The sequence below is a fragment of the Amycolatopsis mongoliensis genome (assembly GCF_030285665.1).
GTDB classification, from domain to species: Bacteria; Actinomycetota; Actinomycetes; order Mycobacteriales; family Pseudonocardiaceae; genus Amycolatopsis; species Amycolatopsis mongoliensis.
In genome coordinates, this window is the sequence record NZ_CP127295.1 from 404,326 (window position 1) to 424,154 (window position 19,829).

The following is a 19,829-nucleotide window of genomic DNA, read 5'->3' on the forward strand; positions in this document are numbered from 1 at the left end:
CGAGTTGCCCAGTGCATCTGGGCTCATTTCTATGACCCAGATCCAAAGGAGTTCGACGTGGCTGCCGTGTGCGACGTCTGTGGCAAGGGACCCGGCTTCGGCAAGTCGGTCTCGCACTCCCACCGCCGTACCAACCGCCGGTGGAACCCGAATATCCAGACCGTCCACGCCAAGGTGGGTGTGTCCCAGCGCAAGCGCCTGAACGTGTGCACCTCGTGCATCAAGGCGGGCAAGGTCGTTCGCGGCTGAGGCGAGAAGTTTGGGATGGCGGGTGTTCTCCGGAACACCCGCCATTTTCATGCCCGCACCCGGTCGTGAGTGTTTAGGGCGGTTCTAACCGCCCTAAACACTCACGACCACTTACTTGAGGAAGCCGGTCAGCAGGTCCTTGAGGGTCTCCGGGAACTGGAGGACTCCGTGGTCCTGGCCCGCCAGGGTCTCGTGGCGGGCGCCCGGGATCGCCGCGGCCGCCGCGCGGGCGCCCGCCTGGAGCGCGTCGTCGCTCGCGCCGCCGCCGATCACCAGCGTCGGGATCGAGATCTTCGCCAGGTGGTCCTCGCGCACCCGGGCGCCCGGGCCGCAGATCGTCAGGTCGTACGGGAGCGTGTGCGCCAGCGCCGTGAACCAGCCCCACACCGGGGCCTGCTTCATGCCCTCGACCATCTCCGCCGGCGTGCCCGCGACCTGCAGGAACGTCGCAACCGCGCCATCGCGGTCGCCCGCCGCGAGCTGCGCACGCACCTCGTCCAGGACGTCCGCCCGCGGGTGGTCGTCGGTCGCGTACGGCGGCTCGTACGCCACGACCTTCTCGATCGGCAGCCCGGCGGCGGCCGCTTCCAAGGCCAGCACCGCCCCCGACGAGTGCCCGAACACCGACGCGGACCCGCCCACGTGCGCGATCAGCGCCGCGATGTCCTCGATCTCCCGCTCGACCGCGTAAGGACCCGCGTCACCGCTGTCCCCGCGGCCGCGGCGGTCGTACGCGATCGTCGTGAAGTCCTCGGCAAGCACCTCCGCCAGGCCCGCAACGGTCGTCCGGTCGTTGAACGCGCCGCCCACCAGGATCACCGGCGCACCGGCGCCGCGCTGCTCGAAGAAGATCGACGTGCCGTCGGCCGAGGTGACGTTCATGGTTTCCTCCAAGGTTCCGTTTCCCCCTGGTCGGAGCCGTCACGCCGATCCGGACACCGGCCGTCAGGGAAGTTTCCAGTCGACCGGCGCCGCGCCCTGCTTCTCCAGGAGCTGGTTGGCCCGGCTGAACGGCCGCGACCCGAAGAAGCCGTTGTGCGCCGAGAGCGGGCTCGGGTGCGCCGACTCGATGCACGGGACGTCGCCCAGCATCGGGCGCAGGTTCCGCGCGTTGCGGCCCCACAGGATCGCCACCATCGGCTCCGACCGGGCCGCGAGGGCCTTGATCGCCTGCTCGGTGACTTCTTCCCAGCCCTTGCCCTGGTGCGAGTTGGACTTGCCGGGCTGCACCGTCAGCGCCCTGTTGAGCAGCAGCACGCCCTGGTCGGCCCACGGCGTCAGGTCACCGTTGGACGGCAGCGGGTAGCCGAGGTCGTCGGCGTACTCCTTGTAGATGTTGACCAGGCTCTTCGGGATCGGCCGGACGTCCGGCGCCACCGAGAAGCTCAGGCCCACCGCGTGCCCGGGCGTCGGGTACGGGTCCTGGCCGACGATCAGCACCCGCACGTCGTGGAACGGCTGCTTGAACGCCCTCAGCACGTGCTCGCCCGCCGGCAAGTACGTCCGGCCCGCGGCGATCTCCGCGCGGAGGAACTCCCCCATCGCGGCGACCTGCGGCGCCACCGGTTCGAGGGCCTCGGCCCAGCCTGCCTCGACGATGTCCTGCAGCGGTCGTGCGGTCACGGCGCGCAAGCCTACCGGGCGTGGCCGACGTCACCCGAGCGGGTCGAGCCGCCTCAGCTCGGTCCGGAAGCGGCGACCGCGTTCCACGTAGGAATCCACCACCATCGCGATGTTCTCCGCGCTGAACGACTTGTTTTCCCGCGTCTTCGCGGGCACGCCGAGCGCGATCTCGCCGGACTTCACGTGTGAGCCGTACGACAGCACCGCGCCCGCGCCGACCATGCCGCCGTCCTCGATCACCGAGCCGTTCAGCACCACCGAGCCGGACGCGATCAGGCAGCCGGTGCCGATCGTCGCGCCCTCGACGTGCACCGCGTGCCCGATCGCAGACGACGGCCCGAGGACCGTCGGGTGCCGGGTGGTGCAGTGCAGGACGCAGCCGTCCTGGACGTTCGACCGCTCGCCGATTTCGATGTACCCGTGGTCGCCACGCAGCACCGTCTGCGGCCAGACCGACGCGAAAGCCCCGATCCGGACGTCGCCGATCACCGTCGCGTCCGGGTGGACGTAGGCGTCGGGGTGGATCGTCGGCTCGAGCGAACCGAGTGCGTAGATCGGCATGCCGCCTCCGGGTGACTGCGGTTTCACGTGTCGTGCGATTGGATCACGGCATCGCCGCGGACAGGAAAGCCAGTACCGGGAGCACCGCCCTCGTGCTCCTCCTCGTCGTGCTGACCTGGGTGCTCAGCCTCCCCACCGCGTCCCCGGCGCTCGCGAACGGCCTGGCCGGAACCCCGCCGATGGGCTGGAACAGCTGGAACCAGGTCCGCTGCTACGACCTCACCGAGGACGTCGTCGAGAAAGCCGCCGACGCGCTCGCCGACGACGGCCTGCGCGACGCCGGCTACCGCTACGTCGTCGTCGACGACTGCTGGCAGGCCCCGAAGCGCGCCGCCGACGGCTCGCTGCAGGCCGATCCCGCGCGCTTCCCGCACGGCATCGCCGACCTCGCCGACTACGTCCACTCCCGCGGCCTGCTGTTCGGCATCTACGCCGTGCCCGGCAGCCGGACCTGCGCGATGGCGAACGACGCCTACCCGGCGTCCGGCATCGGCTCGCTGGGCCACGAACGCCAGGACGCCGAGACGTTCGACCGCTGGGGTGTCGACTACCTCAAGTACGACTGGTGCAACGCCGACACCGTCGACGGCCTCGACCGGAAGGCGGCGTTCGAGAAGATGCGCGACGAGCTCGCCGCGCTGCCCCGCCCGATCGTCTACGCGATCTCCGAATACGGCGTCTCCAGCCCGTGGACCTGGGCGCGGCCGGTGGCGAACCTGTGGCGGACCACCTACGACCTCACCGCGACCTGGGACTCGGTGCTCGCGACGATCGACCAGCAGGCCACCGTCGCGACCCACAGCGGCGGCCCGGGCGGCTGGAACGACCCGGACATGCTGCAGGTGGGCAACGGCACCCTGACCGCGGACGAGGCCCGCGCGCACTTCAGCGTCTGGGCCGTGCTGAACGCGCCGCTGTTCGCCGGCACCGACCCGGCGAAGCTGAGCGAAGACGACCTCGCGACGCTGGGCAACCCCGAAGCGATCGCCGTCGACCAGGACTTCGCGGGTGGCCAGGGCCGGCAGCTCTCGGCCGGGCCGGGCTACCAGGTGTGGGGCAAACCGTTGTCCGGCGGCGGGTTCGCGGTGGTGCTGCTGAACACCGGCACCACCACCGCGACGGTGTCCGCGGCGATCCCGGGCGACTGGACCGTCCGGGACCTGTGGGCACATCGTGACGTCGGCACCGCGGTGGCCGCGTCCTTGCGCCCGCACGCGGCGGCCCTGCTGAAGCTCACACCCCGCTGAGGTCCTTGCCGTAGCACCGGCTCGATTCCTCGTTCTTGTAGACGCCGAACTTCGGGATCTCGACGTAACCCGACGACGTGTAGAGCGCGATCGCCTCCGGCTGCTTCGTGCCGGTTTCCAGCACCGCGCGCTTGCGCCCGGACAGCGCCGCCGTGCGTTCCAGCTCGAAGAGGATCATCCGCGCGAAGCCACGGCCGCGCGCGGAATCGGCGACGTACATCCGCTTGAACTCGGCGTCGCCGTCCTGGAAGTCCGGCGCGGGGCCGTCGTGCGCCCGCCACGCTCCACAGGCGACCGGTTCGTCGCCCTGGTAGCCGACGAGGAACAGGCCCCGGGGCGGGTCGAACTGCTCGGGGTTCATCGGGGTGGCGTCTGCGTCACCGTAGCGCTCGACGTACACCTGCTGCACCGCGTCCATGAGCTTGGCCGCGTCGGGATGGTCGAAGGGGACCGGAACGATTCTCACGTCCGCCGACTTTACTAATCCGGCCAAAAGCAGGCCGACCCCGAGCGGCACGTAACCGGAGCAACGAAGTCATTCGGCCGTGACTGTGGTCGGATCAGTAATCATCGGCACAAGTATCAGCGCCAGTGGGTCCAGCCCGTTTCCCGGGTGAAAGGCTTGCCGTCCACGGTGATCCCGGAGTCCGCCATCGTGACGACGCCGATCGTGCGCCAGCCGTCGGGGAGCTCGGTGAACGGCGGGAACGTGGCCGCCAGCGCGTGGTCCTCGCCGCCGGTGAGGACCCAGTCCAGCGGGTCGGCGCCCAGCGCGGCGCCGACCTCGGTGAGCCGCGCGGGGACGTCGAGGTCGGCGGTCCGGACGTCGATGCCGACGCCGGAGGCCTCCCCGATGTGGGCCAGGTCGGCCAGCAGGCCGTCGGAGACGTCGATCATCGCCGTGGCCCCGGCGAGCGCGGCGCGCGGACCGGCGTCGTACGGCGGTTCCGGGCAGCGCTGCGCGTTGACGACGCCGACCGGGGACCGGAACCCGCGGCCGAGCACGGCCAGGCCGGCGGCGGCCCAGCCGAGCTTCCCGCACACCGCGACGAGGTCGCCGGGCCGGGCGCCCGAGCGCGTCACGGGCTCGCGGTCGCCGAGGTCACCGAGCGCGGTGACGCTGATCACGAGCTGGTCGGCGCGGACCATGTCACCGCCGGAGACACCGATGCCGGCGCGCTCGGCCTCGGCCCACATGCCGTCGACGAGCGCGGTGACGAGCTCGTGCGGGGTGTCGGGCGGGCAGGCGAGGCCGACCAGGACGGTGGTCGGGGTGGCGCCCATGGCGGCGATGTCGGCCAGGTTGACCGCGACGGCCTTGCGCCCGACGTACTCGGGCGGCGACCAGTCGAGCCGGAAGTGGACACCCTGGACGAGCACGTCGGTGCTGGCGACCACGCGGCCGTCGGGGGCCGCGACGACGGCCGCGTCGTCGCCCGGGCCGAGCAGCGTGCCCGGGGGCTGGCGCCGTCCTTCGGTGACGGCGCGGATGAGCGCGAACTCCCCGGTCTCGGCGACCGTTCCGTCGTTCGGTGACACCGGTCACCTCTGCTTTCTCTACCGGGACAAAGATCGATCACCGATAGTCGGATGCCCTATGTTTTTCCCTGAGCTGGCGATACGTTCCTACCTTGAGCTGACCGATCCCGACGAAAGGGCGCGCCGTGGTCCACGCATACATCCTCATCCAGACCGAGGTCGGCAAGGCGGCCGCGGTGGCTGCCGAGATCTCCAGCATCCCGGGTGTCACCAGTTCGGAGGATGTCACCGGACCGTACGACGTCATCGTCCGCGCGGCCGCCGACAGCGTCGACCAGCTGGGCCAGCTCGTGGTCGCCAAGGTGCAGAACGTGGAAGGCATCACGCGAACGCTGACCTGCCCGGTCGTGCATCTCTGAGCAGTGGTGTAGTGGTCGGGTGCCTGACTCCGACACCGGTGCTCCGCCCAGGGTGGTGCTCGTCACCGCGGCCGCGCTCGCCGTGGCCCTGGCGGTCGCCGTCGCCGTCTTCGCGCTGACCCAGCGTTCCCAGGACTCCGCCGGGTCCGGGCCGCTGCCGCTGGTCCCCGTGCCCGCGCCCGCCGCGGGGTCACCGGGCTGCACGACGCTGCTGGGCGCGGTGCCGGCCGAGCTGACGTCGAACGGGACGACCTTGAAGGTGCGCACCCTGGCCGACCCGGCGCCACCGGCCACGGTGGCCTGGGGCGATCAGGACCCGCTGGTGCTGCGCTGCGGGCTGGACCGGCCCCCGGAGCTCACGCCGACCGCGGCGCTGCGCCTGGTGAACAAGGTGCAGTGGCTGCAGGTGCCGGGCGACGGATCGTCGACGTGGTACGTGGTGGACCGCGAGGTCTACGCGGCGCTCACGGTGCCGGACAGCGCCGGGACGGGGCCGCTGCAGCAGATCTCGGACACGGTCGCGGCGAAGCTGCCGGCCAAGCCGCTGCGGTTCTCCTAGCGCAGGCCGGTGCCGCGCGCGATGGCCGTCTCGATGAGGGTGGTCAGCAGCGTCGCGTAGTCCACGCCGGTGACCTCCCACATCTTCGGGTAGGCGGACTTCGTCGTGAAGCCGGGCATGGTGTTGACCTCGTTGATGGTCAGCTCGCCGTCTTCGCCCACGAAGAAGTCGACGCGGGCGAGGCCCTGGCAGTCGAGCGCCTGGAAGGCCTGCACCGCCATCGCGCGGAGCTTCTCGGTGAGCGCGTCGTCGAGCTTGGCCGGGATGTCCAGCTCCGCGTCGTCGCCGAGGTACTTGGTTTCGAAGTCGTACCAAGCGTTTTCGTCCTCGGACAGGACGCGGATCCCGGCCGGCAGCGACGCTTCGACGCGGCCGTCCGGGAACTCGAGGACACCGCACTCGACCTCACGGCCGACGACGGCGGCTTCCACGAGGACCTTGGGGTCGGTCGCGCGGGCGAGCTCGATGGCGGCGTCCAGGCCGGCCCACTCCGTCACGCGGCTGATGCCGACGGACGAGCCGGCGCGGGAGGGCTTGACGAAGACGGGCAGGCCGAGCCTGGTCTTGTCACCGTCGTCCAAAGTGGACTGGTTCCGCTTCAGCGCGGCGAAGGTCCCGACCGGAAGTCCTTCGGCGGCCAGGAGTTTCTTCGCGGTTTCCTTGTCCATGGCGGCGGCACTGGCGAGCACGCCGGGGCCGACGTACGGGATCCCGGCGAGCTCGAGGAGGCCCTGGATGGTGCCGTCTTCGCCGAAGGCGCCGTGCAGCACCGGGAAGACGACGTCCACCTGCGACAGCAGCTCGTTCTCCCGGCCGGGTTCGACGGCCACGAGGCCCTGGCTGGAGGGATCGCCGGCGAGAACGAGCCCCTTGCCGTCGTCGACGGACGGCAGTTCGCGGCCGCGGATGGCGAGCTGGGCGGAGTCGCCGGTGCCGAGCACCCAGCGGCCTTCCCGGGTGATGCCGACCGGCACGGCTTCGTACCGCTCCGGGTCGAGGTTGCCCAGGACGCTGCCCGCGGACAGGCACGAGATGGTGTGCTCGCTGCTGCGCCCGCCGAACACGACCGCCACCCGGATCTTCTCGCTCATGGTGAGCCACCGTACCCGGTGACCTCGGCGAACAGCCGAGCCCCGTGCGCCGGGCGGACCCCCGCGGGCGCCGAGCGCAACCTGTGCGGCCCCCGTCACGTCCGGTACATCGAGGCACTGCTGGGCCCGGCCACCGAGGTCACGCCACCACCCCGCGGCCGGCCAGGGCCCGCCCTCCCCTCGGGGCCCCCGCCGGATCCAGCGTATCGGCGACGCCCGACGCAAAGTCGGGAAAACCCCCGCGCGCTACCTCGTTGTCCACATCACGGCCGGGCTGTGGACAAGCGAGTCCGGCCTCGGCGCAGAAAGAGGATCAGCACCACCTCGCCCCAGAGACCCCCACGCCCCAGCGACCCCCCGGCGCCCCAGCGACCCCCGGCGCCCCAGCGACCCAGCGGCCCAGCGACCCAATGTGGCGTTCGGTGCGTCCAGCGCACCGAACGCCACATTGGGTGCGTCCAGCGCAACCAACGCCACATTGGGATTCTCGCAGCGGTCCTGGCGGCCGGAGCCCGGTCGGGCGCGCCCGGCGCAACCAATGGCACCTCGGGTTTTCCCGGCAGCGGTCCCGGCGGCCCGCGCCGGCCCGGCTCGGCTCGGCTCGGAAACCAGCGCCAACCCCAGTCAGCAACGACTCAATTCAAGGCGCTCGAAACCGGCGCGCTCGCAACCGGTCTCAGCGCAGCAGCGACACCAGCGTCGGCAACGCCGCCACCAGCGCCTCCCGCGCACAGCCCGCGTACCCGATCGCCACCCCGTGCGCCGACGGCTCCCCCGCGAAATGCCGGGCCAGCCCGTCCAACCGAATCCCCCGCCGCTCGGCGGAAGCGATCACCGAAACCTCCACCGAAGCCGACGAGAACGGCACCACCAGGTGCGCTCCCGCGTCGTCGCCGCGGACCGGTATCCCGGCCGCCGCCAGCGCTCCCGCCAGCAAAGTCCGTCTCTCGGCCATCTCCCGGCGCAGTTTTCGCAGGTGACGTCCCAGGTCCCCGTTCCGCGCGAACTCGTACAGCACCCGCTGCCCGGCGGGCGACGGCCGCGTGCCGGTCAGGTCGCGGTACGCCAGCACCGCCGACGTGATCGCCTCCGGGGCCACCATCCAGCCCGCCCCCAGCGTCGGCGTGAGGATCTTCGACGTCGTCCCCAGGTGCGCCACGACGTCCGGGGCCAGGGAAGCCAGCATCGGCAGCGGCGCGACGTCGAAGCGCAGCTCGCCGTCGTAGTCGTCCTCGATGACCAGCATCGACGAAGCGCGCGCCCGCTCCACCAGCGCGACGCGCCGAGCCGCGCTCAGCCGGCTGCCCATCGGGTACTGGTGCGCCGGCGAGCAGTACACCGCCCGCGCGCCGGGCGGGATCGCGTCCGGCCGCAGTCCTTCGTCGTCCACCGGCACGCCCACGACCCGCATCCCGGCGCGGAGGAACGCCTGCACCGCGCGCTGGTACCCGGGCTCCTCGACGGCGACGACGTCCCCGCGCTCGAGCACCGCCGCGGCCAGCTCGACGACGGCCGCCGTCGTCCCGCCGGTGGCCAGCACCGAACCCGCGGCGAGACCGCGGTGGCGCAGCAGGTGCTCCGACACCGCCGCGCGGTACTCCGGCAGCCCGGCGCGGTGCGCACGGATCAGCGGGTCCGGATCCGCCGCCGCGCGCCAGGCGCGACGCCACGCCGCGCGGTCCAGGCCGTCCGCCCACGGCGTGCCGGGCCCCAGGTCGAGCAGCGACGGCACCTCCGTCTCGGGCGCCGGAACCGCGGGCGCCGGGACCTCCGAAGCCGAAACCGAAGGCGGCGTCGTCACGTACGTGCCGGAGCCGTGGCGCCCGGCGATCCAGCCCTCGGCGTGCAGCTGCTCGTACGCCGCCGACGTCACCGTGCGGCTGACGCCGAGGCGGCCGGCCAGGGCCCGCGTCGACGGCAGCCGGTCGCCGCCGCGCAGGTGACCGCTCGCGGCGGCTTCCCGCAGCGCGTCGGCGAGCTGGACGGCCAGCGGCGTCACCGCCGAACGGTCGAGGCTGACCGGGAGCGCGGTGTCGGCGTGGGTCACGGGACCTCCTCGAGTGGACTTCCCAAGTGTACGAGAAGTGGCCATTTTCCGATGCCACTGTGCTGAGAGACGCTGATCGCATGCTCTCCTCCACGCCCCGCACCACGCTCGGCCGCATGAAGCACCGGGCCGTGACCGACCGCTCGGTGCTGTACGCCGTCCTGGACGAGGGCCTGATCTGCCACCTCGGCATCGTCCGCGACGGCGCGCCCCTGGTCCTGCCGACCGGCTACGGCCGCGACGGCGACACGCTCTACCTGCACGGCTCCACCGGCGCGTCGAGCCTGCGCACGGCTTCGCAGGACCTCGACGTCTGCGTCACGGTGACGCTCCTGGACGGCATCGTCTACTCGCGGTCGGTCAACAACCACTCGATGAACTACCGCAGCGCGGTCATCCTCGGCAAAGCGGCGACGGTCACCGACCGCGAGGCGAAGATGCACGGCCTGAAGGTGCTGACGGACCACCTCGCCCCGGGCTCGTGGGAGCACGCGCGCGAGGTCAACGCGAAGGAGTTCGCGGCGGTGAGCGTGCTCGCGCTCGACCTCGCCGAGGCGTCGGTGAAGATGCGCGCCGAGGGGCCGGACGACGAGCCGGAGGACCTCGACGCGGACAACGCCTGGGCGGGCGTGCTCCCGATCCGGACGGTCTTCGGCGCGCCCGAGCCGTCGACGGACCTCTCCCCCGGCTGGCAGGTCCCGGCGCACGTCAGCGGTCGTGAGTGGTAATCAGGGTTCTAACCCGAATTACCACTCACGACGGGGCCAGCGGGAGCCGGACCGTGAACACCGTGCGGCCCGGCTCCGAGGACACCGAGACCGTGCCGCCGTGCGCCGTCACGAGGGACTGGACCACCGACAGCCCGAGCCCGGTGCCGCCGTTGCCGCGGGTGCGCGAGTCGTCGACGCGGAAGAACCGGTCGAAGATCCGCTCCTGATCGGCGGGCGCGATCCCGGGGCCGGCGTCGGTCACCCGCACGACGGCTTCGGAACCCGCCACCGCCACCGAGACGTGCACCGCGGTCCCGGCCGGGGTGTGCACGGCGGCGTTGGCCAGCAGGTTGTCGAGCACCTGCCGCAGCCGCACCGGATCGGCGTCCACCGGCGCCGCCACCAGCGAAGAAGTCAGCGGATGGTCCGGACGGCCGGCGGCGAAGGCGTCCGCCGCGTCGCCGGCCAGCTCCGCCAGGTCGACGCGCTCCGGCCGCAACGGCGTCTCGGCCGCCCGCGCGTCGAGCCGGGCCAGCAGGAGGAGATCGTCGACCAGCACGCTCATCCGGGCCGTCTCCTCGCGGATCTTCGCCAGGTGCGCTTCCCGCTCCGCCGGCTCGTTCGCCGCCGCGTAGCGGAAAAGGTCGGCGTAGCCCCGGATCGACGTCAGCGGCGTCCGCAGCTCGTGCGAAGCGTCCGCGACGAACCGGCGCAGCCGCTCGTTCGCCTCGGTCTTCGCCGCCAGTGACGTGTCGATGTGGGCCAGCATCACGTTGAACGCCGTCCGCAGCTCTTCGACTTCGGCGCCGCCGCCGGTACCCGCCGCGCGGACCGGCAGGGCGGGGTTCGCGGCGAGGTCGTGGGACGCGATGTCGTGCGCGGTGCCGGCCATGTCGGCCAGCGGACGCAGGCCGCGGCTCAGCACCAGCCGCCCCACGACCACCAGCACGGCCAGCGCGAACGCGAACGCGCCGACCTCGACCCAGATCAGCTGCTGGACCGTCCCGTCGAGATCCTTCTGCGGTGCGGCCGACAGCAGCACCGAACCGTTGTCGACCGGGCAGGCGCGCACCCGGTAGGGGCCGTCGTAGAGGGTGATGGTGCGCGTGACGTCGCCGTCCGCCGCGTCGGCCGCGATCTTCGCGAGCTGGCGGGCGTCTCCCGGCAGCTCGCCGCCCGGCTCGGGCGTCGCGACGCCGTCGCGCACCTTGTACAAAGCCGAGTACCACGAGTACACCGACTGCGGTGAGCCGTGCGTCTCGCGCAGCAGCGGCAGCTGCGTGTTCTGGCTCTTGGACAGCTGCTCGTCGAGCCGCCGGTCGAGGTAGCCGTGCATGATCCCGACCATCGTGACGCCGACGGCCGCGAAGACGACCAGCGCGAGCGCGCCGAGGCCGAGCGTGATCCGGGTGCCCAGCCGCGTCCGCCGCCAGGCCCCGTACCACTTGCGGAAGAAGCGCTTCACCGGTTGACCTGGCGCACGACGTACCCGACGCCGCGCACGGTGTGGATCAGCGGTTCGCCGTCGCCGGCGTCGACCTTGCGCCGCAGGTGCGAGATGACGAGTTCGACCACATTGGACCGGCCGCCGAAGTCGTACTCCCAGACGTGGTCGAGGATCTGCGCCTTCGTCAGCACCGACGGCGACCGGCGCATGAGGTAGCGCAGCAGCTCGTACTCGGTCGGGGTCAGCTCGGCGGGCCGGTCGCCGCGGCGGACCTCGCGGGTGTCCTCGTCCAGCGTCAGGTCGCCGACGCGGAGCACGGCGCCGCGCGCCTCCGTCGGGTGCGTGACGCCGGTGCTGCGCCGCAGCACCGCCCGCAACCGCGCCATCAGCTCCTCCACCGAAAACGGTTTCACGAGGTAGTCGTCACCCCCGCGGGTGAGCCCGGCGATCCGGTCGGCCGTCGCGTCCTTGGCCGTGAGGAACACCACGGGCACCGTGCTGCCGTTCTCCCGGAGGCGGTCGAGCACGGTGAAACCGTCCAGGTCGGGCAGCATCAGGTCGAGCACGACGATGTCCGGCCCGAACGCCGCGGCCTCGGCCAGCGCGGCCTTGCCGGACCCGGCCGTGACCGCCTGCCAGCCCTCGTACCGGGCGACGGTGGCGACGAGGTCGGCGATGTGCGGCTCGTCGTCGACGACGAGCAGGCGCACGGGTTCGGAGGGCTGCACCACCCCATCTTCTCCCCGCGCGCGGGCGCCCGGCGACCGGTGGCGCGGGCCGACAGGAATCCGACAGCCATTACCCAGACTCACCACAGGCTGCGTGGCGAGGCTGAGCTTCGTGAACCGAACCCGAGGGGAATCCGTGTGACCAGCATGACGCAGACCGCCGAGGCCACGCGCCCGGCGATCCGCCCCCGGATCGCCGCGAAATCCGGCCTCTTCACCTTCCTGGGCGCCAACGTGGCCGCCGTCACGCTGCTGTTCGCCGAAGCCGGCCTGTCCCAGAACGTGCTGATCAGCATCGGCAGGCTCGCGGGGATGTACGGGGCGCTGGCGATGGCCTGCCAGCTGCTGCTCGTGGCCCGGCTGCCCTGGCTGGACCGGCGGATCGGGATGGACCGCCTCACGACGTGGCACCGGTGGACCGGCTTCACGATCCTGTGGACCCTGCTGGCGCACCTGGTGTTCATCGCGTTCGGGTACGCGGAGGTTTCGAGCAAGGGCGTCGTCGACGAACTGGTCGAAATGGCCAACACGCTCGAAGGGATCCTGCGGGCGCTGGTCGCGTTCGCCGTCATCCTCATCGTGGGCGCGGCCTCGGCGAAGTTCGCGCGCAAGCGGCTGGCGTACGAGACGTGGCACTTCATCCACCTCTACACCTACGCCGCGGTCGTGCTGGCGTTCACCCACCAGATCGCCCTCGGCACGTCGTTCGCCAGTGCGCCGACGGCCAAGGCGTACTGGTGGACGCTCTGGCTGGGCGCCGGCGCCGCCGTGCTCGCCGGGCGCGTCGTGCTCCCGCTGTGGCGGAACCTGCGCCACCAGCTGCGTGTCACCGCCGTGGTTTCCGAGGCCCCGGACGTGGTTTCGGTGTACATGACGGGCAAGAACCTCGACAAGATGCCGGCGCGGGCGGGCCAGTTCTTCCTGTGGCGGTTCCTCACGAAGGACCGCTGGTACCAGGCCAACCCGTTCTCGCTGTCCGCCGCCCCCGACGGCCGCACGCTGCGCCTGACCGCGAAGGCGCTCGGCGACGCCAGCGCGTCGCTGCGCAGCCTGCGGATCGGGACGCGGGTGTTCGCCGAAGGCCCGTACGGCGCGTTCACGACGATCCACCAGCAGCGGCCCAACGCGCTGCTCGTGGCGGGCGGGGTCGGCATCACGCCGATCCGCGCGCTGCTGGAGGACATCGACGGCCACGTCGTCGTCCTCTACCGGGTGCGCACGCAGGCCGACGCGGTGCTGCTGCCCGAGCTCAACGGGCTCGCGAAGGCCCGCGGCGCCGTCGTCAGCGTCCTCACCGGACCGGACCAGGCCGTCGGCCCCCGCGGCACGATGCTCGGCCCGGCGAACCTGCACATGATGGTGCCGGACGTGCACGAGCGGGACGTCTTCGTCTGCGGCCCGCCGGGGATGACGTCGGCCGTGCTGCGCAGCCTGCGCGAGCTGCGCGTGCCGAAGGCCCAGGTCCACGCCGAACGCTTCAGCCTCGCGGCCTAGGGAGATGCTGCTGTGAAAAGGACCATCTTCGTCGTCGCGCTGTCGGTCGCGGGGTTCATCGCGGTCTGGCGGTTCGAGCCGGGGCCGGTGCACAACACCGCCGTCGCGCAGGCGCCGCCGAGCGTCGCCGCTCCGTCCACCGCACCCGCTCCGCCCGCCTCGACGTCCCCGTCTTCCACTCCGTCCGCTCCGTCTACTTCGGACAGTGCGAACGCGACAGTCACGACCCAGGGCACCCCGGAGTCGAGCAACTACGGAACGGTCCAGGTCCAGGTCACCTTCACCGGCACCCGGATGGTCGCGGTGACGCTGCTGCAGGCCCCGGACGACGGGCGCGCCCTCACCGCGTTGCCGCGCCTGCAGGAAGAGGCGATGAAGGCGCAGAGCGCCGACATCGACACGATCACCGGGGCGACCGAGACGAGCGAGTCGTACAAGACGTCGCTGCAGGCGGCCATCGACGCCCGGGGCAGCAGATGACCACGCGCGTGGAGCAGGTGATGGGCCTGCCGATCTCCCTCGACCTGCGCGACGAAGGTGACTTCGCCGAGATCGTCGACGAGGTCTTCGCCTGGTTCCGCGACGTCGACGCGAAGTTCAGCCCGTTCAAGGAGGACAGCGAAGTCAGCCGGTACGACCGCGGCGAGCTGACCGCGGACGGGCTGAGCGACGACCTCCTGGAGGTCCTGGAGCTCTGCGCGTACTACGAACAGCTTTCCGGCGGCGCGTTCCGCGCGCGGCTGCCCGGCCGCGGCCTCGACCCGTGCGCGGTCGTCAAGGGCTGGGCGGTGCAGCGCGCCGCCGACATGCTCAGGGCCGAGGGTGCGACGACGTTCTGCCTCAACGCCGGCGGCGACGTCGTCACCGCCGGCGAGCCGGAACCGGGACGGCCGTGGCGGGTCGGCGTCCGCCACCCCGAGCAGCCCCTCGCCGTGTGCGCGGTGCTGGAGTCGCGCAACGGCGCCATCGCGACGTCGGCGGCCTACGAGCGCGGCTCGCACATCCTCGACGGCCGTTCGGGGGCACCGGCGACCGGGCTGATGAGCGTCACCGTCGTGGCCGGCGACCTGGTCACCGCGGACGCGCTGGCCACCGCGGCGTTCGCGATGGGCGCGGAGGGCATCACGTGGGCGGCCGACCGGCCGGACTGCGAGATCCTCATCGTCGACGACAGCCGTCGCGTGCACCGGACGGCGGGCCTGGCGCTGGCCTCCTGAAAAGCTGTAAATCGGTTCGCCCCCGCTCGGTGTCTCGGCCAGACTCGGGACCACCCGTCTGCCGAGGAGAACCATGCCGTCATCCGTCCTGCACGTGTCCGTCGACTGCGCCGACCCGTACGCGCTCTGCCAGTTCTGGAGCCAGGTCACCGGGAAGCCCATCCCCGAGGAGGACCAGCCCGGGGACGACGAGTGCGGCATCGAGCTCGAAGGCGGGATCGACCTGCTGTTCCTTCGCGTTCCGGAACCGAAGACCGTGAAGAACCGCCTGCACGTCTGCCTGCAGCCGGACGACCCGCGCGACGAGGAGGTCGAGCGGATCCTGGGCCTGGGCGCGACGCTCGTCAACGACCTCCGCAACCCGGACGGCACCGGCTGGGCCGTGCTCGCCGACCCGGAGGGCAACGAGTTCTGCGTCCTGCGCAGCGCGGCCGAGCGGGCAGCGACGTCGTGACGGACTCGTTCGCCGTCAACAAGGCCAACTGGGACGAACGCGCGGTGCTGCACGCGGCCTCGCCGGACTACAACTTCGCCGACTTCGTCGCGGATCCCGCATACCTGAGCGGCGTGGTGCGGTTCGACCGGCCGCGCCTGGGCGACATCGCCGGGCTGCGCGGCGTCCACCTGCAGTGCCACATCGGCACGGACACCGTTTCGCTGTCCCGGCTGGGCGCTTCCATGACGGGCCTGGACTTCTCGGGCGCGGCGCTGGCGGAGGCGCGACGGCTCGCGTCCGCGGCGGGCGCTTCGATCGATTTCCACGAGGCGAACGTGTACGACGCCGTCGAGGTGCTGGGCGCCGGGCGGTTCGACCTGGTCTACACCGGGATCGGCGCGTTGTGCTGGCTGCCGTCGGTCGCGCGCTGGGCCGCGGTGGTCGCGGGTCTGCTGCGGCCGGGCGGGCGGCTGTTCATCCGCGAGGGCCACCCGATGCTGTGGGCGCTCGACGAGACCGCGGCGCCGGCCTGGCCGCGCTACCCGTACTTCGAGCACGCCGAGCCGTTGGTGTTCGACGAGCCCGAGACGTACGTCAGCGTCGACCGGAAGCTGGAGAACAGTGTCAGCCACTCGTGGAACCACTCCCTCGGCGAGATCATCACCGCGCTGCTGGACAACGGCCTGACGCTGACCGGGTTCACCGAGCACGACAGCGTCCCGTGGAACGCGATCCCCGGGCAGATGGACCACGACGAGGCCGCGGACGAATGGCGGATGAAGGACGACCCGCGGCGGGTCGCGGCGAGCTACACGCTCCAGGCGGTCAAGGGCGGCTGAATAGGGTGACGGCATGGCACGTCCCCTGATCGCGGTCGCCACGCTGGGCGGCACCATCTCGATGGCCCCCGCCGAAGGCGAAGGCGGCGCCGTCCCCCGGCTCGGCGCTGCGGAACTGATCGGCGGGATCGGCGACCTGCCGATGGACGTGCTCGCCGAGACCCTGGCCGGGATCGGCAGCGCGTCGATGGACTTCGCGACGCTGCTGCGGTGCCGCGAGTGGGGGCTGCGGCAGGACGCCGACGGGTTCGTCGTCGTGCAGGGCACGGACACCCTGGAGGAGACGGCGTACTTCCTGGAGCTGTGCTGGCCGTCGGAGATCCCGGTGGTGGTCACCGGGGCGATGCGCAACGCCGGCCTGCTCAGCCCGGACGGGCCGGCGAACCTGCGCGCCGCGCTGACGGTGGCGGCCGATCCGCGCAGCCGCGGGCGGGGCGTGCTGGTGACGCTGAACGACGACGTCCACGCGGCGCGCTGGGTGCGCAAAGCGCATTCGAGCCACCTGGAGGCGTTTTCCTCGGCGCCCGCGGGCCCGCTCGGCATGGTCGTCGAGCAGGCGGTGCACTACTTCCACCCGTCACCGCCGCGGCCGCCTTCCCTGGCCGGTCGTGACTTCGCCGGGCTGGTCCCGGTGGTCGAAGCCGGCCTGGACGACTCGGGCGCGGTGCTCTCGTACGCGGCTTCGCAGCCCGGGGTGCGCGGAATCGTGCTCGCGGCGACGGGCGCGGGCCACGTTTCGTCGGGCACGGCCGACGTGGTGGCGCGGCTGGTGACCTCGCTGCCGGTGGTCGTCGCCTCCCGGACGGGAGCGGGTCCGACGCTGCGGTCGACGTACGGCTTCCACGGCTCGGAGTCGAGCCTGATCGCGATGGGCGCGACGATGGCCGGCTGGCTGGACGCGCGCAAGTCCCGGATCCTGCTGCACACCCTGCTGGCGGGCGGCGCGGACCGGGAAGCGATCGAGCGCGAGTTCCGCCTGCGCGGCGACCTGGACTAGGCAGGATTCCCAGCGCCCCAATGTGGCGTTCGGTGCGTCAGACGCACCCAATGTGGCGTTCGGTGCGTCTGACGCAACCAACGCCACATTGGGGCGCTCGGGTCGCGGGCCGCCGGACGCGCAGGTCAGTCGAGGACCGGGCCGCCCAGCGGGTCGAGGTGGTAGGAGCGCATCGCGCGCTCCGCGTCGCGGTAGACGTGGACCGAGATCGCCGGGTCCGGGCCGTCGTTGCGCACCTCGTGCACGTACCCCGGGCCGAACACGCGCGACTGCCCCGCCGAGAGCGCGTGCAGCTCGGTCACCGCGCGGCCGCCCGGCGCGCGGCGGGCCACCGCCTCCGTCAGGTGGCCGCTGACCAGCGTGAACGCCCCGCTGGCGAACGCGTGGTCGTGCAGGTCGGTGCGCTGGCCGGGCAGCCAGCTCATCAGCCACACCTCCTGGTGCTCGCCCTTCTCGACGAGCGTCGCGAAACGCTCGTCGGGGTCGTAGCGCAGCAGGTGCTTCCAGCGGTCGCGGTCGGCGGCGACCTCCAGCGCGACGCGCACCGGGTGGCGCAGCGCGGGGTTCTCGGGACGCAGCAGGGTGTTGTCCGGAACGGCGAACATGAGGGTCCTCACGGAAGAGAAGGGGTGTCGAACTGGGCCGGGGCGGGGTTCACCGACAACAGCGACACGCGCACATGACGGCGCCGAGGCCGTGGCGGCCCCGCAGCTCGGTCATCTCGTGCGCGAACATGACGACCAGAGTTCCGTACCGCCCCGGCCCGGTCAAGCCGCTCCCAGCATCCGGGCGGTAGGTCACACCCTCAGGACCACTCGTGCTTCTGCGAGCGGCCCAGCAGCTCCGCGCCCGCCTGCCGCGGGTCGACGCCCTCGTGGCACACGCGGTGCATCGCGTCGGTGATCGGCATGTCGACACCGAGGCTCCTCGCCAGCGCCCGGATCGACGAGCACGACATGACGCCCTCGGCAACCTGCCCGCCGGCCGCCGCCTGTGCCTGCTCGAGGGTCTCGCCGCGACCGAGGCGCTCGCCGAACGTCCGGTTGCGCGAAAGCGGCGACGAGCACGTCGCGACCAGGTCGCCGACCCCGGCGAGCCCGGCGAACGTCAGCGGGTCGGCGCCCAGTTTCGCGCCGAGGCGGGCCATCTCGGCCAGGCCGCGCGTGATGAGCGTCGCCATCGTGTTGGTGCCGAGCCCGAGGCCCGCGGCCATCCCGGTGCTGAGCGCGATGACGTTCTTGCACGCGCCGCCGAGCTCGCAGCCGACGACGTCGGTGTTCGTGTACGGGCGGAAGTAGGAGTTGGCGCAGGCGCGCTGGATCGCGACGGCGCGTTCGTGGTCGGCGCAGGCCAGCACCGATGCGGACGGCTGCCCGGCGGCGATCTCCTTGGCCAGGTTCGGCCCGGTGACGACGACGACCTCGCCGGGGTCGATCCCGACGATCTCGCCGATCACCTCGCTCATCCGCTTGAGCGTGCCGAGCTCGACGCCCTTGGCGAGGCTGACGAGGATCGCGTCGGGCGGCAGCAGGTCGCGCCACGACGTCAGGTTCGCGCGCAGGCTCTGGCTGGGCACCGCGAGCACGACGGCCTGGGCGCCCTCGAGGGCCTTGGCCGGATCGCTGGTGGCGGTGATGTTCTCCGGCAGGCCGACGCCGGGCAGGTAGGCGCTGTTGACGTGCCGCTCGCGGATGTCCTCGGCGACCTGCTCGCGGCGCGCCCACATCGTGACGTCGCGGCCGGCGTCGCCGAGCACCTTCGCGAAGGCGGTGCCCCACGAGCCGGCCCCGAGCACGGTAACCCGCTGGACGTCGGCGCGCATCAGGTGGGGTCCCCCGGCTTCGCCGACGGCGGTTCCTCGTGGCGGATCTCGCCGAGCAGGCGGGTGACCTCGTCCATCATGACCTTGGTGACCTCCCGCAGCTTCGACGCGCTGCGCGCGCTGCCTTCGCGGTAGATCGAGAGGTCGAGCGGGTCGCCGACGGAGTGGGTGATCGTCTTGCGCGGGAACGGCGTGAACTTCTTGCCGTAGCCGTCGAAGATCAGGCTGGTGCCCCAGCGCGCGATCGGGATCACGGGGACGTCGTTCTGCAGCGCGAGCCGGGCGGCGCCGGTGAAGGACTCCTTGGGCCAGCCGGCCGGGTCCTTGGTGATGGTGCCTTCGGGGTAGATCACGACGATCTTGCCCTCCTGCAGCGCCTGGTGCGCGGCCTTGAGGCTGTCCCCGGCGGCGGCCGAGCCGCGCGAAACCGGGATCTGCCCGGACCCGACGAAGATCTTCCCGAAGACCGGGGTCCGGGTGAGGCTCTCCTTGCCGAGGAAGCGTGGCACGCGCTTCGCCCGGTGCACGAACACGGCGTCGACCACGGGATCGAGGTGCGAGACGTGGTTCAGGACGAGCAGGGCGGGCCCTTCCCGCGGAATCTTCTCGTCCCCGACGTAGACCCGCCGCGCGATCGCGGTGAGCGGGTAGAACACGGCGGCGGCCAACCCCACCCAGAAGCCGCCCTTCTCACGCCGGGCCACGATCTCCTCCTCCACCTGTCACGTCCGCCCCAGATCCTGCCGCGCCGGGGTAAGGGCAGTCCAGGGAGGGTGCCTTCGGCGAGGGTGAGGCGGTGATCCGGGCCGCGCGGGCACCTCGCCCGGGCACCTCGCCCGGGCGGCGACCGCAGCCCACCCTCCC

Annotated in this window: 23 protein-coding genes; 11 read left to right on the forward strand and 12 right to left on the reverse strand. The window is 72.0% G+C overall.

Features of this window, described 5'->3' with window-relative positions; all coding sequences use genetic code 11:
- The first annotated feature begins 57 nt into the window (after positions 1-57).
- Positions 58-249 carry a 50S ribosomal protein L28 gene (gene rpmB / locus QRX60_RS01930; protein ID WP_003091970.1) on the forward strand — a complete coding sequence of 64 codons (192 nt, stop codon included), beginning with the start codon at positions 58-60 and terminating at the stop codon, positions 247-249.
- Positions 250-360: 111 nt separating this feature from the next.
- Here the strand turns inward: rpmB and QRX60_RS01935 are convergent, their stop codons facing one another.
- The 3 genes from QRX60_RS01935 to QRX60_RS01945 all read right to left on the reverse strand — a co-directional run bounded on the left by QRX60_RS01935 (position 361) and on the right by QRX60_RS01945 (position 2,433).
- On the reverse strand, positions 361-1,131 hold the full coding sequence (locus QRX60_RS01935) for an alpha/beta fold hydrolase (RefSeq protein ID WP_285999070.1): 771 nt from the start codon (positions 1,129-1,131) through the stop codon (positions 361-363).
- A gap of 63 nt (positions 1,132-1,194) precedes the next feature.
- Positions 1,195-1,872, reverse strand: a complete 678-nt coding sequence (locus QRX60_RS01940) for a uracil-DNA glycosylase (RefSeq protein ID WP_285999071.1) — start codon at positions 1,870-1,872, stop codon at positions 1,195-1,197.
- 30 nt (positions 1,873-1,902) lie between these two features.
- Positions 1,903-2,433, reverse strand: a complete 531-nt coding sequence (locus QRX60_RS01945) for a gamma carbonic anhydrase family protein (RefSeq protein ID WP_285999072.1) — start codon at positions 2,431-2,433, stop codon at positions 1,903-1,905.
- 32 nt (positions 2,434-2,465) lie between these two features.
- On the opposite strand from QRX60_RS01945, the gene QRX60_RS01950 reads away from it, so the two are divergent.
- Entirely contained in the window at positions 2,466-3,680 is a 1,215-nt protein-coding gene (locus tag QRX60_RS01950) for a glycoside hydrolase family 27 protein (RefSeq protein ID WP_285999073.1), read from the forward strand.
- On the opposite strand, the gene QRX60_RS01955 is transcribed toward QRX60_RS01950, so the two are convergent.
- On the reverse strand, positions 3,667-4,146 hold the full coding sequence (locus tag QRX60_RS01955) for a GNAT family N-acetyltransferase (RefSeq protein ID WP_285999074.1): 480 nt from the start codon (positions 4,144-4,146) through the stop codon (positions 3,667-3,669). The two genes, QRX60_RS01950 and QRX60_RS01955, sit on opposite strands and share 14 nt — an antisense overlap.
- Positions 4,147-4,262: 116 nt before the next feature.
- Positions 4,263-5,219 carry a thiamine-phosphate kinase gene (locus tag QRX60_RS01960; protein WP_285999075.1) on the reverse strand — a complete coding sequence of 319 codons (957 nt, stop codon included), beginning with the start codon at positions 5,217-5,219 and terminating at the stop codon, positions 4,263-4,265.
- Positions 5,220-5,344: 125 nt separating this feature from the next.
- Between QRX60_RS01960 and QRX60_RS01965 the strand changes: the two genes are divergently transcribed.
- Both QRX60_RS01965 and QRX60_RS01970 read left to right on the forward strand, forming a co-directional pair.
- Positions 5,345-5,578, forward strand: a complete 234-nt coding sequence (locus QRX60_RS01965; RefSeq protein ID WP_125306405.1) for an Lrp/AsnC family transcriptional regulator — start codon at positions 5,345-5,347, stop codon at positions 5,576-5,578.
- 19 nt (positions 5,579-5,597) lie between these two features.
- Positions 5,598-6,137 (forward strand): DUF3515 domain-containing protein, encoded by a 540-nt coding sequence (locus tag QRX60_RS01970; protein WP_285999076.1) that lies wholly within the window; start codon positions 5,598-5,600, stop codon positions 6,135-6,137.
- Here QRX60_RS01970 and QRX60_RS01975 read toward each other — a convergent pair.
- Both QRX60_RS01975 and pdxR read right to left on the reverse strand, forming a co-directional pair.
- Positions 6,134-7,228 (reverse strand): D-alanine--D-alanine ligase family protein, encoded by a 1,095-nt coding sequence (locus tag QRX60_RS01975; protein WP_285999077.1) that lies wholly within the window; start codon positions 7,226-7,228, stop codon positions 6,134-6,136. The two genes, QRX60_RS01970 and QRX60_RS01975, sit on opposite strands and share 4 nt — an antisense overlap.
- 676 nt (positions 7,229-7,904) lie before the next feature.
- A complete protein-coding gene (gene pdxR, locus QRX60_RS01980; protein ID WP_285999078.1) occupies positions 7,905-9,275 on the reverse strand; it encodes a MocR-like pyridoxine biosynthesis transcription factor PdxR in 1,371 nt (456 codons plus the stop codon).
- 80 nt (positions 9,276-9,355) lie between these two features.
- Between pdxR and QRX60_RS01985 the strand changes: the two genes are divergently transcribed.
- Positions 9,356-10,003, forward strand: a complete 648-nt coding sequence (locus tag QRX60_RS01985) for a pyridoxamine 5'-phosphate oxidase family protein (protein ID WP_285999079.1) — start codon at positions 9,356-9,358, stop codon at positions 10,001-10,003.
- A 25-nt stretch (positions 10,004-10,028) separates the two neighbouring features.
- Here the strand turns inward: QRX60_RS01985 and QRX60_RS01990 are convergent, their stop codons facing one another.
- Complete coding sequence (locus QRX60_RS01990) at positions 10,029-11,450, reverse strand: sensor histidine kinase (RefSeq protein WP_285999080.1); 1,422 nt, start codon at positions 11,448-11,450, stop codon at positions 10,029-10,031.
- Positions 11,447-12,160, reverse strand: a complete 714-nt coding sequence (locus QRX60_RS01995) for a response regulator transcription factor (RefSeq protein ID WP_286003474.1) — start codon at positions 12,158-12,160, stop codon at positions 11,447-11,449. The genes QRX60_RS01990 and QRX60_RS01995 overlap by 4 nt, the downstream gene beginning before the upstream one ends.
- Positions 12,161-12,307: 147 nt before the next feature.
- Between QRX60_RS01995 and QRX60_RS02000 the strand changes: the two genes are divergently transcribed.
- From QRX60_RS02000 to QRX60_RS02025, 6 genes are all read left to right on the forward strand, one after another.
- Complete coding sequence (locus QRX60_RS02000) at positions 12,308-13,654, forward strand: ferredoxin reductase family protein (protein ID WP_286003475.1); 1,347 nt, start codon at positions 12,308-12,310, stop codon at positions 13,652-13,654.
- 12 nt (positions 13,655-13,666) lie between these two features.
- A complete protein-coding gene (locus tag QRX60_RS02005) occupies positions 13,667-14,134 on the forward strand; it encodes an FMN-binding protein (protein ID WP_285999081.1) in 468 nt (155 codons plus the stop codon).
- On the forward strand, positions 14,131-14,871 hold the full coding sequence (locus QRX60_RS02010) for an FAD:protein FMN transferase (protein WP_285999082.1): 741 nt from the start codon (positions 14,131-14,133) through the stop codon (positions 14,869-14,871). Before QRX60_RS02005 ends, QRX60_RS02010 begins: the two co-directional genes overlap by 4 nt.
- 73 nt (positions 14,872-14,944) lie before the next feature.
- A complete protein-coding gene (locus QRX60_RS02015) occupies positions 14,945-15,325 on the forward strand; it encodes a VOC family protein (protein WP_285999083.1) in 381 nt (126 codons plus the stop codon).
- Complete coding sequence (locus tag QRX60_RS02020) at positions 15,322-16,146, forward strand: class I SAM-dependent methyltransferase (protein WP_285999084.1); 825 nt, start codon at positions 15,322-15,324, stop codon at positions 16,144-16,146. Before QRX60_RS02015 ends, QRX60_RS02020 begins: the two co-directional genes overlap by 4 nt.
- Before the next feature lie 13 nt (positions 16,147-16,159).
- Complete coding sequence (locus QRX60_RS02025) at positions 16,160-17,143, forward strand: asparaginase (protein WP_285999085.1); 984 nt, start codon at positions 16,160-16,162, stop codon at positions 17,141-17,143.
- 125 nt (positions 17,144-17,268) lie between these two features.
- Here the strand turns inward: QRX60_RS02025 and QRX60_RS02030 are convergent, their stop codons facing one another.
- The 3 genes from QRX60_RS02030 to QRX60_RS02040 form a co-directional block, all read right to left on the reverse strand.
- Positions 17,269-17,748: a cysteine dioxygenase gene (locus tag QRX60_RS02030; protein WP_285999086.1), complete on the reverse strand. Its 480-nt coding sequence runs from the start codon at positions 17,746-17,748 to the stop codon at positions 17,269-17,271.
- Positions 17,749-17,948: 200 nt separating this feature from the next.
- Entirely contained in the window at positions 17,949-18,965 is a 1,017-nt protein-coding gene (locus tag QRX60_RS02035; RefSeq protein WP_285999087.1) for an NAD(P)H-dependent glycerol-3-phosphate dehydrogenase, read from the reverse strand.
- On the reverse strand, positions 18,965-19,684 hold the full coding sequence (locus QRX60_RS02040; protein ID WP_285999088.1) for a lysophospholipid acyltransferase family protein: 720 nt from the start codon (positions 19,682-19,684) through the stop codon (positions 18,965-18,967). The genes QRX60_RS02035 and QRX60_RS02040 overlap by 1 nt, the downstream gene beginning before the upstream one ends.
- Between the last annotated feature and the right edge of the window lie 145 nt (positions 19,685-19,829).

Coding starts and splice junctions, on each gene's coding strand:
- QRX60_RS01935 (WP_285999070.1), bottom strand. CDS start 1,131: ATGAACGTCACCTCGGCCGACGGCACGTCGATCTTCTTCGAGCAGCGC.
- QRX60_RS01945 (WP_285999072.1), bottom strand. CDS start 2,433: ATGCCGATCTACGCACTCGGTTCGCTCGAGCCGACGATCCACCCCGAC.
- QRX60_RS01975 (WP_285999077.1), bottom strand. CDS start 7,228: ATGAGCGAGAAGATCCGGGTGGCGGTCGTGTTCGGCGGGCGCAGCAGC.
- QRX60_RS01985 (WP_285999079.1), top strand. CDS start 9,356: ATGCTCTCCTCCACGCCCCGCACCACGCTCGGCCGCATGAAGCACCGG.
- QRX60_RS02000 (WP_286003475.1), top strand. CDS start 12,308: ATGACGCAGACCGCCGAGGCCACGCGCCCGGCGATCCGCCCCCGGATC.
- QRX60_RS02010 (WP_285999082.1), top strand. CDS start 14,131: ATGACCACGCGCGTGGAGCAGGTGATGGGCCTGCCGATCTCCCTCGAC.
- QRX60_RS02015 (WP_285999083.1), top strand. CDS start 14,945: ATGCCGTCATCCGTCCTGCACGTGTCCGTCGACTGCGCCGACCCGTAC.
- QRX60_RS02025 (WP_285999085.1), top strand. CDS start 16,160: ATGGCACGTCCCCTGATCGCGGTCGCCACGCTGGGCGGCACCATCTCG.
- QRX60_RS02030 (WP_285999086.1), bottom strand. CDS start 17,748: ATGTTCGCCGTTCCGGACAACACCCTGCTGCGTCCCGAGAACCCCGCG.
- QRX60_RS02035 (WP_285999087.1), bottom strand. CDS start 18,965: ATGCGCGCCGACGTCCAGCGGGTTACCGTGCTCGGGGCCGGCTCGTGG.